Origin of the sequence: Bradyrhizobium sp. ISRA430, from assembly GCF_029909975.1 — a bacterium.
Lineage (GTDB): Bacteria > Pseudomonadota > Alphaproteobacteria > Rhizobiales > Xanthobacteraceae > Bradyrhizobium.
Genome location: NZ_CP094516.1, coordinates 8,525,336 through 8,539,532, shown reverse-complemented (window position 1 = coordinate 8,539,532; position 14,197 = coordinate 8,525,336). Strand labels below are relative to the sequence as shown.

Sequence of the window (14,197 nt, the reverse complement as noted above, 5' to 3'; positions counted from 1 at the left end):
ATCGATCAAGCCTCTCTTATTTCCGCCTCAACTTTGCCGTTGAAAACGCGGGCCATGATCCGAACCACCCTTCGCACCTTCCTCGCAGGCGCCCTGCTTGCCGGGATTCTCAGCGCTTTGCCGATTGAGCGCGCCGCCGCCCAGGACGAGGGCGCCATGCAGATCACCTGGGAGGTCCGCAACCGTTTCCGCCTGTTCCGCGAAGAGCGCGACTTCCTGCTGCATGTTGAGAACGCGCGGAACCGCAGCATCCTCTCCGCCGAGCAGTCGCTGGAAATCCAGAGCGAGGGCCGCGGCTGGGCCCGCAACATGGTCAACCGGCTCTGCATTGATCTCCAGGGCCGGATCAACCAGCCTTGCACCCGCGACAACGTCAAGGAGAACTACATCACCCCGATCGACCATCCCGTCACCGTGCGCCTGACCGGCGCGGTGCCGGTCGGGGCGATCTGCGCCTGGTCGTTCGACGACGGCGACGGGCCGCAAGCCTCCACCTTCGACTGCGCCGAGCCGGTGAACCTGCGCGTCCGCTACGGCAAGCAGACGGTCGCGACTGTCGACGTCTCTGCCGGCTCCGATCCGGTCCAGCGGGTGCAGACCGAGATCCAGGTTCGCGACCTCTTCATCGCCGGTCTCGGCGATAGCATCGCCTCCGGCGAAGGCAATCCGGACCGGGCGCTGGCGCTGTCCGACGAAGGCTTCTGCTTCCGCTCCTATCTCGGCACGGCGGGTGCGCAGTACTACCGGCCTAGCCGCGCCGGCTTCAAGGGCGGCCGCGCCTGCGAGGCCCCCGATACGCTCGCCAACTGGCAGCGCTACGGCGCGCTTTGGTTCAACTCTCCCTGTCACCGCTCGCTCTACAGCTACCAGACCCGCACCGCACTGGCGCTCGCGGTGCGCTATACCCACATCGCGGTGACCTATCTGCCGCTCGCCTGCACCGGCGCCAGCATCAGCGATGGGCTCCTCGGCTCGCAACGCGCTCGCGAATGCCCACCCGGCAAGAGCGGCACCTGCCAGACCAGCGTGAGCGCGCAGGTCTCCGAGCTGCGCGAGGCGCTCACCGCTGCCAGAAAGCGCCAGCCGGACCGCACGCTGGACCTCGTGCTGCTCTCGATCGGCGCCAACGACGTCTACTTCTCCGGCCTCGTTGCCGATGTCATCGTCGACACAGCGACCGAGCGCACGCTGTTCCGACGCTCCGGTGTGATGGCGAGCGTCGACGACTCCCGCGATGCGCTGACGCGCGAACTGCCGCAGAACTTCGTCAGGCTGCGCGAAGCGCTAAAGCCGCTCGTCGGCGGCGACCTCTCGCACGTCGTCTACGTCTCCTACGCCAATCCCGCGCTTGCAGATGGCGGCGTGCCCTGCCGCGGCGGCCGCGCCGGCTTCGACATCCATCCATCCTTCAACGCCGATCCGCAACGGCTCGCCCGGGTCTCGACCTTCGTCGACACCGAGTTCCTGCCGCAACTGAGGGGGCTCGCCACCTGCACCCGCGGCGCGCTGTGCCGCGATCCCGAGTCCGACCGGATGACTTTCGTCGATACACATCAGGCCGCGTTCGCCGATCACGGCTTCTGCGCCCATTCCGGCAACGATCCCGAATTCGACCGCACCTGCTTTGCTGAGAACGGCCAGAGCTTCAATCCGGATATCGTGACCGCGGCGAGCCAGCCGATGCTGTGTGGCCGCGGCGCTTCCGAATATCGCGCCTATCTGCCCCGCGCCCGCTGGATCCGCGACGCCAATGACAGCTACTTCGCCGCAATGACCTATCCGCAAGGATTGCCGGCGGCGAGCCAGCCGACCGACATTCACGATGCCACCTGGGGCGTGCTGTCGGCCGTCTATGGCGGCGCCGTGCATCCCTCTGCCGAAGGCCACGCTGCGATGGCAGACGCGACGCTTCCAGCCGCGAGCGCCGTGCTCGGTTTGGATGCGGTGCCGCCCGGCGTGACGCGGGGCTTCCTGCCTCAGCTTCTGCCGAGCGCACAGCAGTAAAAACGAGCTCTCCCAAATCGTCATTGCGAGTGCAGCGAAACAATCCAGAGTCCCACCGCGGAAAGATCCTGGATTGCTTCGCTGCACTCGCAATGACGAGATTGAGGAACGCGCTCGCCACCTTCTCGCTGTCATCGCCCGCGAAGGCGGGCGATCCAGTATTCCAGAGGCGGTGACGGATACGGCGTACTGGATTCCCCGCTTTCGCGGGGAATGACCGTGGAGTGGGTGGCGGCCGTGTTCGCCATCCTCGCTATCGTCCCCTCACCTGCCGTTCCATCAATCCAAAAACGGCATCAATCGATACCCCCTTCAACTTGGACAGTTTCCCGCGCGCGCCTCTAGGAGTCCCCGCGAGGAAACGTTTCGACTTGAGGAGGCGCGTGATGAGCGCAGTGGTGTCCGCAGCGGACGTGAGGAGGTCTCGCGTCAGACTGTTCATCGTGACCATGTTGTTCCTGGTCACCACCGTCAACTATGCCGACCGCGCCACGCTGTCGATCGCGGGTCCCGCGCTCGCCAAGGAGCTCCATCTCGATCCCGTCGCCATGGGCTACATCTTCTCGGCGTTCGGCTGGTCCTATGTAATCGCGCAGGTGCCGGGCGGCTGGCTTCTCGACCGCTACGGTTCGCGCCTCGTCTACGCCTTCAGTATCATCGTCTGGTCGCTGTTCACGCTGATGCAGGGCTGGGTCGGCTTCTTCAGCGCCGGCACCGCGATCGTCGTCCTGTTCGCCCTTCGCTTCCTCGTCGGCATCGCGGAGGCGCCCTCCTTCCCTGCCAATGCCCGCATCGTCGCGGCCTGGTTTCCCGGCAATGAGCGCGGCACCGCCTCGGCCTTCTTCAACTCGGGACAGTATTTCGCGACCGTGATCTTCGCGCCGCTGATGGGCTGGATCGCCCACGACTACGGCTGGCGCTACGTGTTCTTCGTGATGGGCGCGCTCGGCGTCGTCATGGGCCTTGCCTGGATCAAGACGATCTACGGCCCGAAGGAGCATCCTTCGATCAACGACGCAGAGTTCGACTACATCAAGGAAGGCGGCGCGCTGGTCGATCTCGACGCGCCCAAGGACGAGCGCGCGCCGGACTCCGGCCCGAAATGGGACCATATCCGCCAGCTCCTCTCTAACCGCATGATGCTCGGCGTCTATCTCGGCCAATACTGCATCAATACGCTGACCTACTTCCTCCTGACCTGGTTCCCGGTCTACCTCGTCAAGGAGCGCGGCCTGTCGATCCTGCAAGCCGGATTCGTCGCGACGCTGCCGGCGCTGTGCGGCTTCATCGGCGGCGTGCTCGGCGGCATCATCTCTGATTTCATCCTGCGCAAGACGAACTCGCTGACTATGGCGCGCAAGATCCCGATCGTCGGTGGCATGCTCCTGTCGATGTCGATCATTGCCTGCAACTATGTCAACGGACAGGCGCTCGTTGTCGGCTTCATGGCGCTCGCCTTCTTCGGCAAGGGCATCGGCGCGCTCGGCTGGGCGGTCGTCTCCGATACCTCGCCGAAGGAAGCCGGCGGCGTCTCCGGCGGCTTGTTCAACACCTTCGGCAACCTCTCCTCGATCACCACCCCGATCGTGATCGGCTACATCGTGGCCGCGACTGGCTCGTTCAACGGCGCCCTCGTATTCGTCGGCATCAACGCGCTCATCGCCGCGATCGCCTATCTCGTCGTGGTCGGCAAGATCGAGCGGGTGGTGCTCAAGCGTTCCTCCTGAGGGCTCCCATGGGAGCTTGACCAGGCAACTCAACGGCGGCCTCACAGCCGCCGTCTTTGTTTTGGGGGTGATCGATGCTAGAAATGCCGGGGAAACGCCTTATCCATCTAAGGCATGTATCGATGTTCGACCTCAACCAACTCCGCTGCTTCGTCACAGTGGCGGAGGAATTGCATTTCGGCCGCGCCGCCGCGCGGCTGAACATGACCCAGCCGCCGCTATCCAGGCAGATCCAGGTGCTCGAGCACATCATCGATGCGCCGCTTCTGGAGCGCACCAGCCGCTCGGTGCGGCTGACGCCGGCCGGGCGCAGCTTCCTGCCGGAGGCGCAGCGCATCCTCAAGCTTGCAGAGAGCGCTTCGCAGGTCGCCCGCCGCATCGCGCTCGGCAAGACCGGCTCGCTGAAGATCGGCTTCACCGCGGCCGCCGCCTACGGCTTCCTCCCCGAGCTCATCGCGGCCTGCCGCGCGAAATTGCCCGAGGTCGATTTCTCGTTGAAGGAGATGGTCTCTGGCGACCAGTTCGAGGCGCTGACCTCGGGCCAGATCGATGCCGGCCTGTTGCGGCCGCCGATCGCGCGCCCGGAGCTCACCAGCCGCCGCGTCGTCGCCGAGCCGCTGCTCGCCGCGATCCCGAAGAAGCATCCGCTGGCGAATGCCGAGAACATCACCATCAAAGATTTCGACGACCAGCCCTTCGTGATGTACTCGCCTTATGAGAGCCGCTACTTCCACGACCTCTTGGTGGCACTCTTCACCCGCGCTGACATCCTGCCGCGCTATGTCCAGCACCTCAGTCAGATCCACTCGATCCTCGCTATGGTTCGTGCCGGCCTCGGCCTTGCCATCGTGCCGGCCGCGGCTGCGAGCCTGAAGATCTCCGACGTGCGCCTGCGCCCGCTCAAGCTGCGCACACGCGTCCCCGTGGAGCTGTTCATGGTCTGGCGCCGCGACGACGAGAACCCGCTGCTCTCGGCCCTGGTGAAGATCGCGGGCGAACTGGCCTCGCAGGACACCGCGGAAGATTGATGCTGATTCCGCATCAGTCGATATAGGCTTTGGCTTGGACGCGCATCGAACGGTCTCTTAAACAACGCCGCATGGACGCGGCTTTGGTTGCGTCCTCCACAACATGAGAGAAGGGAGTGGCGCCCATGAGCAAGATGACCCCGCAGGAGATGGCCAAGACAATCGGCTCTGGCCTCCTGTCCTTCCCCGTCACGCCCTTCAAGGCTGACTATTCCTTCGACGAGACCACCTACCGTGCCAACATGGACTGGCTCTGCGGCTACGACGTCGCGGGTCTGTTCGCCGCCGGCGGCACCGGCGAGTTCTTCTCACTGACGCCGACCGAAGTTCCGCAAGTGGTGAAGGTCGCTGTCGAAGAGACCAAGGGCCGCGTGCCGGTGCTCGCCGGCACCGGCTACGGCACTGCGATCGCGCGCGAGATCGCGATCGGTGCGGAGAAGGCAGGCGCTGACGGCCTGCTCTTGCTGCCGCCCTATCTCACACATTCCGAGCAGGACGGCCTTGCCGCCCATGTCGAGGCGGTCTGCGCCGCCGTGAAGATCGGCGTCGTCGTCTACAACCGCGACAATGCCATCCTGCAGCCCGATACGCTGGCGCGTCTCGCCGAGCGCTGCCCGAACCTCGTCGGCTACAAGGACGGCATCGGCGACATCGAGCTGATGACCCGCGTCTACACCAAGCTCGGCGATCGCCTGACCTATATCGGCGGCCTGCCGACGGCGGAAACTTTCGCGCTGCCCTATCTCGACATGGGCGTGACGACCTACTCCTCGGCCGTGTTCAACTTCGTGCCGGAGTTCGCGACCAAATTCTACGCCGCCGTGCGCAAACGCGACCATGAGACGATCCATGCAGGCTTGAAGAACTTCATCCTGCCCCTGATCGCGATCCGCAACCGCAAGAAGGGCTATGCAGTCTCGATCATCAAGGCCGGCATGAAGGTGATCGGCCGCAACTCCGGCCCGGTCCGCCCGCCGCTCACCGACCTCACCGGCCAGGAGATTGCGGAACTGACCGCGCTGGTCGAGAAACTGCCCGCCATCCGATCGACACAACAAGCGGCAGAATAACGACACAAAAGGGAGGAGCAGCCGATGGTCGAGAGCGGAATCTCCGGCGCACCAGTCGTCACGTCGATGCAGGTGATTCCGGTCGCGGGCCGCGACAGCATGCTCCTCAACTTAAGCGGCGCGCATGCACCGTTCTTCACCCGCAACATCGTCATCCTCACCGACAACTCCGGTCACACCGGCGTCGGCGAGGTGCCGGGCGGGCAAAAAATCTGGCAGACGCTGCAGGACGCGCGCGATCTCGTGATCGGCAAGACCATCGGCGCCCTGAACAACATTCTTGCCGACATCCACACGGCCTTTGCCGACCGGGACGCCGGCGGCCGCGGCAAGCAGACGTTCGACCTGCGAGTCATGATCCATGCCGTTACAGCCGTGGAATCCGCGCTGCTCGATCTGCTCGGCCAGCATCTCGGCCTGCCCGTTGCGGCGCTGCTCGGCGAAGGCCAGCAGCGCAAGAGCGTCAAGACGCTCGGCTATCTCTTCTTCGTCGGCGACATCAACAAGAGCAAGCTCGATTACGTTAAGGGCGAGACCGGCAAACCCGAATGGTTCAATCTCCGCCATCGGGAAGCAATGACGCCGGAGACAGTGGTGCGGCTCGCGGAGGCCACCCACGACCACTACGGCTTCGCCGACTTCAAGCTGAAGGGCGGCGTGCTGCGCGGCGAGCAGGAGATCGAGGCCGTCACCGCCATCGCCAAGCGCTTCCCCAAGGCGCGCGTCACGCTGGACCCGAACGGCGCCTGGTCGCTCGACGAGGCGATCCGGCTCTGCAAGGACATGCACGGCATCCTCGCCTATGCGGAGGATCCCTGCGGCGCCGAAGCGGGCTTCTCCGGCCGCGAGATCATGGCCGAGTTCCGCCGCGCCACCGGGCTGCCGACCGCGACCAACATGATCGCGACCGACTGGCGGCAGCTCTCCCACGCGCTGCGCTTAGGGGCGGTGGACATTCCGCTCGCTGACCCCCATTTCTGGACGATGCAAGGCTCGGTGCGCGTTGCCCAGACCTGCCGTGACAACGGCCTGACCTGGGGCTCGCACTCCAACAACCACTTTGACATTTCGCTCGCCATGTTCACCCATGTCGGCGCCGCCGCTCCTGGCAAGGTCACCGCGATCGATACCCACTGGATCTGGCAGGATGGCCAGGCGCTGACCAAGGAGCCGCTCCAGATCAAGGGCGGCCAGATTGCCGTGCCCGATCGTCCCGGCCTTGGCGTCGAAATTGACCGGGCAGCTATCGACGCCGCGCATGAGCTCTACAAGCAGCATGGACTTGGCGCCCGCGATGACGCTATTGCCATGCAGGACCTGATCCCCGGCTGGACCTTTGACGACAAGCGTCCCTGCCTAGTGCGTTAAGAAACCCTGGAGGAAGCGATGACTGCGATCCTGAAGAACTTCATCGGTGGCGAATGGGTCGATGGCTCCGGCGTCACCAGGAACATCAACCCCTCCAACACCAACGATCTCGTCGGCGAATACGCCAAGGCTGATAAGGCGCAGACCGAGAAGGCGATCGCGGCCGCTAAGGCCGCCTTCCCCGCCTGGGCGCGCTCGACGCCGCAGGAGCGCTATGACGCGCTGAACAAGATCTCAACCGAAATCCTCGCCCGCAAGGAGGAACTTGGCCGCCTGCTCGCCCGCGAGGAAGGCAAGACGCTGCCTGAAGGCATCGGCGAGGTCGCGCGCGCCGGTCAGATCTTCGCATTCTTTGCCGGCGAAGCACTGCGGCTGACCGGCGAGAAGGGCGCATCCGTCCGTCCCGGACTCGAAGTCGAAATCACCCGCGAGGCGGTCGGCGTCGTCGGCATGATCACTCCCTGGAATTTCCCGATCGCGATCCCCGCCTGGAAGATCGCACCCGCGCTGTGCTACGGCAATACCGTCGTGTTCAAGCCCGCCGAGCTCGTACCGGGCTCTGCGCATGCGCTCTCCGAGATCATCACCCGCTCCGGAATTCCGGCCGGCGTGTTCAACCTCGTCGTCGGCTCCGGCTCCGTGGTCGGCCAGACCCTGCTCGAGCATCCCGACGTCGCCGCGATCTCCTTCACCGGTTCGGTGCAGACGGGTCGCAAGATCGCGCAGGCCTGCGTACTGTCGAACCCCATGAAGAAATTCCAGCTCGAGATGGGCGGCAAAAATCCGCTGGTCGTGCTCGACGATGCGGATCTCAAGACTGCGGTCGAAGTCGCCGTCAACGGCGCCTATTTCTCCACCGGCCAGCGCTGCACCGCCTCCTCCCGCCTGATCGTCACCGAAGGCATCCACGACCGCTTCGTCGCGGCGATGACCGAGCGCATGAAGGGGCTGTCGGTCGATGATGCGCTCAAGGCCGGCGTGCATATCGGCCCCGTGGTCGACCAGAGCCAGCTCGACCAGGACCTGCGCTATCTCAAGATCGGCCAGGACGAAGGCGCCACGCTCGCCTGGGGCGGCGAGCTGCTGAACCGCGAGACGCCCGGCTACTACCTCCAGCCGGCGCTGTTCACGGAAGCCAACAACAACATGCGCATCGCGCGTGAGGAAATCTTCGGTCCGGTTGCCACCGTCATCCGCGCCAAGAATTACGAGGAGGCGCTCGCGATCTCCAACGACACCGAGTTCGGCCTCGCCTCCGGCATCTGCACCACCAGCCTGAAATACGCCACGCACTACAAGCGCAACAGCGAGGCCGGCATGGTGATGGTCAACCTGCCGACCGCCGGCGTCGACTATCACGTGCCGTTCGGCGGCCGGAAGGGTTCGAGCTATGGCGCCCGCGAGCAGGGTTCCTACGCCCGCGAGTTCTACACCGCGGTGAAGACCGCCTACACGAATCCCGGCTGATAGGCCAACACCGTAGGGTGGGTTCGCGTCAGCGTAACCCACCTCGGCCACAACGCATGAAGCATGGTGGGTTACGCCTTCGGCTAACCCACCCTACAATTCTGTTCTTGAGGAAAGCGCATGGACCAGGACATCGCGGCGAAAGAGCAGCCCCGCTACATCAAGCTCAACGAGCGCGACAACGTCGCGATCGTGGTCAATGATTTCGGGCTTCCCGCCGGCTCCCGCTTCGCCTGCGGGCTCACGCTGCGCGCTTTCGTGCCGCAGGGGCACAAGACGGCGCTGGTCGATATTGCGGAAGGCGCGCCGATCATCCGCTATGGCGAGGTGATCGGCTACGCGCTGGCGCCAATCCTCGCCGGCGAATGGGTCGATGAGGCAAGCATCCGCATGCCGGAGGCGCCACCGCTCGACAAGCTGGAGATCTCCACCGCCGTCCCCGCTCCGCTGCCGCCGCTCGAAGGCTACACATTCGAGGGCTATCGCAATCCCGACGGCTCGGTCGGAACCAAGAACATCCTCGGCATCTCCTCCTCCGTGCAATGCGTCAAGGGCACGATGGAATATGCTGTGAAGCGCATCCGCACCGAGCTGCTGCCGAAATATCCGAACGTCGACGACGTCGTTCCCCTCACCCATGCCTATGGCTGCGGCGTCGCGATCACCGCGCCCGACGCGGTCGTGCCGATCCGCACGCTGCAGAACCTCGCGCTCAATCCGAACTTCGGTGGCGAGATCCTCGTCGTCGGCCTCGGCTGCGAGAAGCTCGCGCCCGAACGGCTGGTGCCGGAAGGCGTGGGCGACGCCATCGTCCGCATGCAGGACGAGGCCTTCGATGGCTTCGGCGCGATCGTCGATGCGATCACGACCCAGGCCGAGGCGCGGCTGAAAGTCCTCAACACGCGCAAGCGCGAGACCTGCCCGGCTTCCGACCTCGTCATCGGCCTGCAATGCGGCGGCAGCGACGCCTTCTCCGGCGTCACCGCGAACCCCGCCGTCGGCTTCGCCGCCGACCTTCTGGTGCGCGCCGGCGCCACCGTGATGTTCTCCGAGGTCACGGAGGTGCGCGACGCCATCCAGCTCCTCACCCGCCGTGCCATCAACGAGGATGTCGGCCGCGCGCTGGTGCGCGAGATGGCCTGGTACGATTCCTATCTCGCCCGCGGCGGCGCCGACCGCAGCGCCAACACCACGCCCGGCAACAAGAAGGGCGGGCTCGCCAACATCGTCGAGAAGTCGCTCGGCTCGATCGTCAAGTCCGGATCAAGTGCCATCACCGGCGTGCTCTCGCCCGGCGAGAAGGCGACGCAGAAGGGCATGCTGTTCGCGGCAACGCCGGCGTCCGATTTCATCTGTGGCACGCTCCAGCTTGCCTCTGGCATGACGCTGCAGGTGTTCACCACCGGCCGCGGCACGCCCTACGGCCTTGCCGCTGCACCCGTGATCAAGGTCGCAACCCGCAGCGAGCTTGCGCGGCGCTGGAAGGACCTGATCGACTTCGATGCGGGCCGCATCGCCACCGGCGAGAAGACCATCGAGGAAACCGGCTGGGACCTGTTCCGCCTGATCCTCGACGTCGCCAGCGGCCGCACCAAGCCCTGGTCGGACCGCTGGGGCATCCACAACGATCTCACATTGTTCAATCCAGCTCCGGTGACCTAGTTGTATCTTCCCGTCGTCATTCCGGGATGCGCCCACCGGGTCCGGCCTTCGGCCGGCCCGATGACAGGCTCCGACGCAGGTCCGGAATCCATATCCCCAGTTCGTGGTTATGGATTCCGGGCTCGACGCTTACGCGTCGCCCCGGAATGACAGCTCACGATAATCGCGCTTTAAGACCAAGAGGACTCCTGAATGTCCCGCATCACGACCCTGCGCACCATCCGCATCGATGAGCGGCCGAACCTGATCTGGGTCGAGATCGAGACCGACGAAGGACTGACCGGCTTAGGCGAGAGCTTCCGCGGCGCGCAGGCCGTCGAAGCCGCCGTACATGAGCTCGCCGCGCCCCTGCTGCTCGGCCAGGATTCCCGCCGGATCGAGGCGATCTCGCGCCAATTGCTGACGCCGTATCTCGGCTTCCACAGCGTCAGCGCCGAGGTGCGCGCCGCTAGCGCCATTGACATCGCGCTGTGGGACATCAAGGGCCAGCGCCACGGCATTCCCGTGCACGAGGCGCTCGGCGGCGCGAGCCGGCTCGAGATCCGTGCCTACAACACCTGCGCCGGCTATGCCTACAACACCAAGAGCGCCAAGCGCCGCGAGATCGGCGCTGAGGATGCCGCGCTCGGCCCCTATGACGACCAGATCGCCTTCATGCGCGACGCCGGCGCGCTCGCCGAAAGCCTCGTCAGCGAAGGCTTTGGCGCGATGAAGATCTGGCCGTTCGATCCCTTTGCCGCCAATGGCGGCCATTCGATTTCGCTCGCCGACCTCAACACCGGTCTCGAACCGTTCCGTAAGATTCGCGCCGCCGTCGGCGATCGCATCGAGATCATGTGTGAGCTGCACAGCCTGTGGGGCGCGCACACCGCCGAGCGCATCTGCCGTGCGCTGGAAGATTACGGCGTGTTCTGGGTCGAGGATCCGCTTGGCAAGATGGACGACGTGCAGGGCCTTGCCGACCTCAGGCGCCGCGTCAAGACGCCGATCTGCGGCAGCGAGACGCTGGCCGGCGCGGCGAGCTTCCGCAATCTGCTCGCGGCCGATGCCATCGACGTGGTCATGCTCGATATCGCCTGGTGCGGCGGATTGAGCGAAACGCGCAAGATCGCCGCCCTTGCCGAGTCTTACAACAAGCCGCTCGCTCCGCACGATTGCACGGGACCGGTGGCGCTGATGGCGGGCCTGCACTTGGCGTTGCATGCGCCGACCGCGATCTTCCAGGAGGTGGTTCGTGCGACGCTGTCGACCTGGTATCGCGATCTCGTCACCGCGCTTCCGATTGTAAACAACGGCATCGTATCCGCGCCGACTGCACCCGGCCTCGGACTTGCGCTCAACCCGGACTTGCATCGCCGTGCGGACGCAGTGGTGCGAGAGTCGAAGCTTGGCGCGTAAGGCACAATCCGCGCGTCGTCACGCGACGGCCTCGACACTGTCCGGAAACATTGGCGCGGAAAAACGTCTGCTCCGCTTCGTTGCGGCCGCACCACGCAGCAATGACGCGCGCTGGCGCACGTCAGAATTTTTCGAGCGCCCGCACCTCGCGTGCTGCGGTCGCCATCAGCGGCTTCACGGCCCGATCCTCGCGACCGACGATCACGCCCGAAGCAAAGGCGCCGGCTCTGCCGTTGCGGCGTGGCGCATGAAGTGCGGCATCGACGGCCATCTCGTGATGGGCGACGAAGTCGTTCAGCGAGCCCAAAGCATCCTGGATATTCTTCATATGTTTCGACAGGCGCGCGAGCTGCTTCTGCTCGCCTTTATCCGCGAACAGGCTCTCGAAAAACTCGATCGCGTATCTGAGCTTCTTGATCCCGATCCGGAACTTGTGCCGCTCCCGCGCGGACATCCGGTCGAGATGCCGGCCATCCTTGCGGACCTTCTTGATGCGGCGATGGAGCACGTCGCGCGCGAATTTTCCGATTCGTGTCTTGCCCTGGTCCGGTGCGATCGTTGAGCCGGATTCGATCCACTGCAACGTATCGATCAGCAGCGCGCGAAATCGCTCCGAACAGACCGCTTTCCTCGCACGCTCGAAGGCCCGCTCCCGCCGCTCCGAAAACTCCTGTCTGATCGCTTTGCCGCCGCGGCGCAGCAGCGCATCGCGGCTAGCCGGCTCGATATTGTCCTTCACGAACACGTCGATCTCACGCGCAGGCGCGAGCTCGTTCGACAGCCACTTCAGATCCGTCTTGGCCTTTTCGCGACCCGTTCGCGACAGGATTCCAGAGAACAACGAGATGGCCGCGCGCAGACGCCGCAGGCCCACCCGCATCTGGTGAATACCTTCCGCATCCCCGCGGCGTACGGCGTTGGCGTTGCCGGAGAAATGGCGCGCGGTCGCGCGGGCAACGATCCTGAATGCGGCGTCCGCGCTCATATCGGCATCCAGCATGATGCCGTCGGCGGACATGACCGGATGCTCCTCGCCGCGCGCGAGCGCATAGCCGCGATCAGATTTTGACCGCAAGTCGAGCTCGGCCTGCGACTTGCGCTCGAGCGTCTTGGCCATCCGAAACAGGTCCACAGGGCGGCCGCGCTTGAGCTCGAGTTCGAGCTCAGCGATCGGGCTCGAGCGCGGTCCGGCAATGATCCGGCCACGGTCGATGGCGAGTTCGATCTCGCTGCGCCTGGTGCGGATCGGCAACGTGATGCGACGGACCGACGTCTCGAAGACCGGCTTCAGCTTGCGGCACAGCTTTTTCGAGGCGATCGGCTTCAGTGGCGTGCCATCGGCCTTGCCGAGGTGCGGCACGTCATCCCTTATCTCGCTTTCCCATTCGCCGCGACCGAACTCGGCCCCGTTCGCCGACTTCACGGTCTGAACGTGCGTGTGGCCATCCCGTCGCACGCGAAGCGTCAACCCATGCCGCTTCAACCTGCATTTGGTGGTATCGAAATAGGTCGAGAGCAAGTCGCTTGTGGCGCGCGTTCCCGCCTTGCCGCCCGGCACCCGCCCCTGCGCTATTGTCGCGAGGCGACGCGCAGGAACCTGGAATTTTAATTCGGCTTCGACGGCCATCCCGACCTCCGCACGCTCGGCGGACTTTCTGTAACGCACGAGAACGCACCAAGTGCCGCGATGGATGAGGAGACCGGAACCGCGTTGCGCAGGCCCTTGAGTGCTTCGCTGCGCTCGCAATGACGAGCTCGAGGTCCGCACGTTCCACACCAATGCTGTCATCGACCGCCTTGTGCGCAATTACGCACTGGGGGCCGGCTATGACAGCGGTGTGTGAGGGAAGCGCTCGAGAAGGACCCGCGACGTGGCCCTACTGCTTCGCCGGCGCCATCATCGCCCCGCCCTTCTTCGCCGCGGGTGGCGGCTTCACCGCGGCGGCCTGGGCGGGGAGATATTTGGCGATGATGGCCGGATCGATCTGCGCCATGTTGGCGTCCGGCAGGCGGGTCCAGGTCTCGTCCTTGCCGAGCAGCGAAATGCCGAGATAGCCGCGCAAGGTCAGCGTCTGCCCGTCCGGGCTGACCTTCATGTTGGCCTTCCAGATGTTGCCGTCGCGCGGATTGAGCACGTTGCCGCCTTCGTACTTCAATCCCTCGCGCTTCATGTTACGGACGAAGGAGATGCCGAGCAGCGGCGCGTTCTTGCGGTCGTCCGTGCACTTGGCGCAGATCTCGTTCGGATTGTCGCCGGGCCGCGGAAAGGTCTTGGCGATGACGCCTTCGAAGACGCCATTGTGGTCGACGAAGAGAAACCATCCCACCGGCCTGCCGTCTTCGACCTTCTGCCAGAGGCCCGCAGCGGTGGGCTCCGGCGCTTGCGCGGTAGCCGGGCGAACCGCACCGAGCGCGAGCCCGATCGCGAGAAGCGAGAGCAGCCGAGGGCTGGAAACGAGATTCCGCATTATGA

At 65.0% G+C, this 14,197-nt stretch carries 10 protein-coding genes; 8 read left to right on the top strand and 2 right to left on the bottom strand.

Going from position 1 to position 14,197, the window contains the following annotated elements; all coding sequences use genetic code 11:
- The first annotated feature begins 54 nt into the window (after window positions 1-54).
- The 8 genes from MTX21_RS39905 (at window position 55) to MTX21_RS39870 (ending at window position 11,724) form a co-directional block, all read left to right on the top strand.
- On the top strand, window positions 55-2,004 hold the full coding sequence (locus MTX21_RS39905; protein WP_280969891.1) for a hypothetical protein: 1,950 nt from the start codon (window positions 55-57) through the stop codon (window positions 2,002-2,004).
- Window positions 2,005-2,390: 386 nt separating this feature from the next.
- On the top strand, window positions 2,391-3,731 hold the full coding sequence (locus tag MTX21_RS39900; RefSeq protein WP_280969890.1) for an MFS transporter: 1,341 nt from the start codon (window positions 2,391-2,393) through the stop codon (window positions 3,729-3,731).
- A gap of 122 nt (window positions 3,732-3,853) precedes the next feature.
- A complete protein-coding gene (locus tag MTX21_RS39895) occupies window positions 3,854-4,759 on the top strand; it encodes a LysR substrate-binding domain-containing protein (protein ID WP_280969889.1) in 906 nt (301 codons plus the stop codon).
- A 125-nt stretch (window positions 4,760-4,884) separates the two neighbouring features.
- A complete protein-coding gene (gene kdgD, locus MTX21_RS39890) occupies window positions 4,885-5,829 on the top strand; it encodes a 5-dehydro-4-deoxyglucarate dehydratase (protein ID WP_280969888.1) in 945 nt (314 codons plus the stop codon).
- Window positions 5,830-5,853: 24 nt separating this feature from the next.
- A complete protein-coding gene (gene gudD, locus MTX21_RS39885) occupies window positions 5,854-7,197 on the top strand; it encodes a glucarate dehydratase (RefSeq protein ID WP_280969887.1) in 1,344 nt (447 codons plus the stop codon).
- Between the two features lie 18 nt (window positions 7,198-7,215).
- The gene (locus MTX21_RS39880; RefSeq protein WP_280969886.1) at window positions 7,216-8,664 is read left to right on the top strand and encodes an aldehyde dehydrogenase family protein; all 1,449 of its coding nucleotides are present in this window, start codon (window positions 7,216-7,218) and stop codon (window positions 8,662-8,664) included.
- A gap of 120 nt (window positions 8,665-8,784) precedes the next feature.
- The gene (gene garD, locus MTX21_RS39875) at window positions 8,785-10,326 is read left to right on the top strand and encodes a galactarate dehydratase (protein ID WP_280969885.1); all 1,542 of its coding nucleotides are present in this window, start codon (window positions 8,785-8,787) and stop codon (window positions 10,324-10,326) included.
- Between the two features lie 192 nt (window positions 10,327-10,518).
- Window positions 10,519-11,724 (top strand): mandelate racemase/muconate lactonizing enzyme family protein, encoded by a 1,206-nt coding sequence (locus MTX21_RS39870; protein ID WP_280969884.1) that lies wholly within the window; start codon window positions 10,519-10,521, stop codon window positions 11,722-11,724.
- A gap of 121 nt (window positions 11,725-11,845) precedes the next feature.
- On the opposite strand, the gene MTX21_RS39865 is transcribed toward MTX21_RS39870, so the two are convergent.
- Together MTX21_RS39865 and MTX21_RS39860 are read right to left on the bottom strand one after the other, a co-directional pair.
- Entirely contained in the window at window positions 11,846-13,351 is a 1,506-nt protein-coding gene (locus MTX21_RS39865; protein WP_280969883.1) for a CYTH and CHAD domain-containing protein, read from the bottom strand.
- Window positions 13,352-13,601: 250 nt separating this feature from the next.
- Window positions 13,602-14,192 (bottom strand): DUF2147 domain-containing protein, encoded by a 591-nt coding sequence (locus tag MTX21_RS39860; RefSeq protein ID WP_280969882.1) that lies wholly within the window; start codon window positions 14,190-14,192, stop codon window positions 13,602-13,604.
- Window positions 14,193-14,197 lie beyond the last annotated feature (5 nt).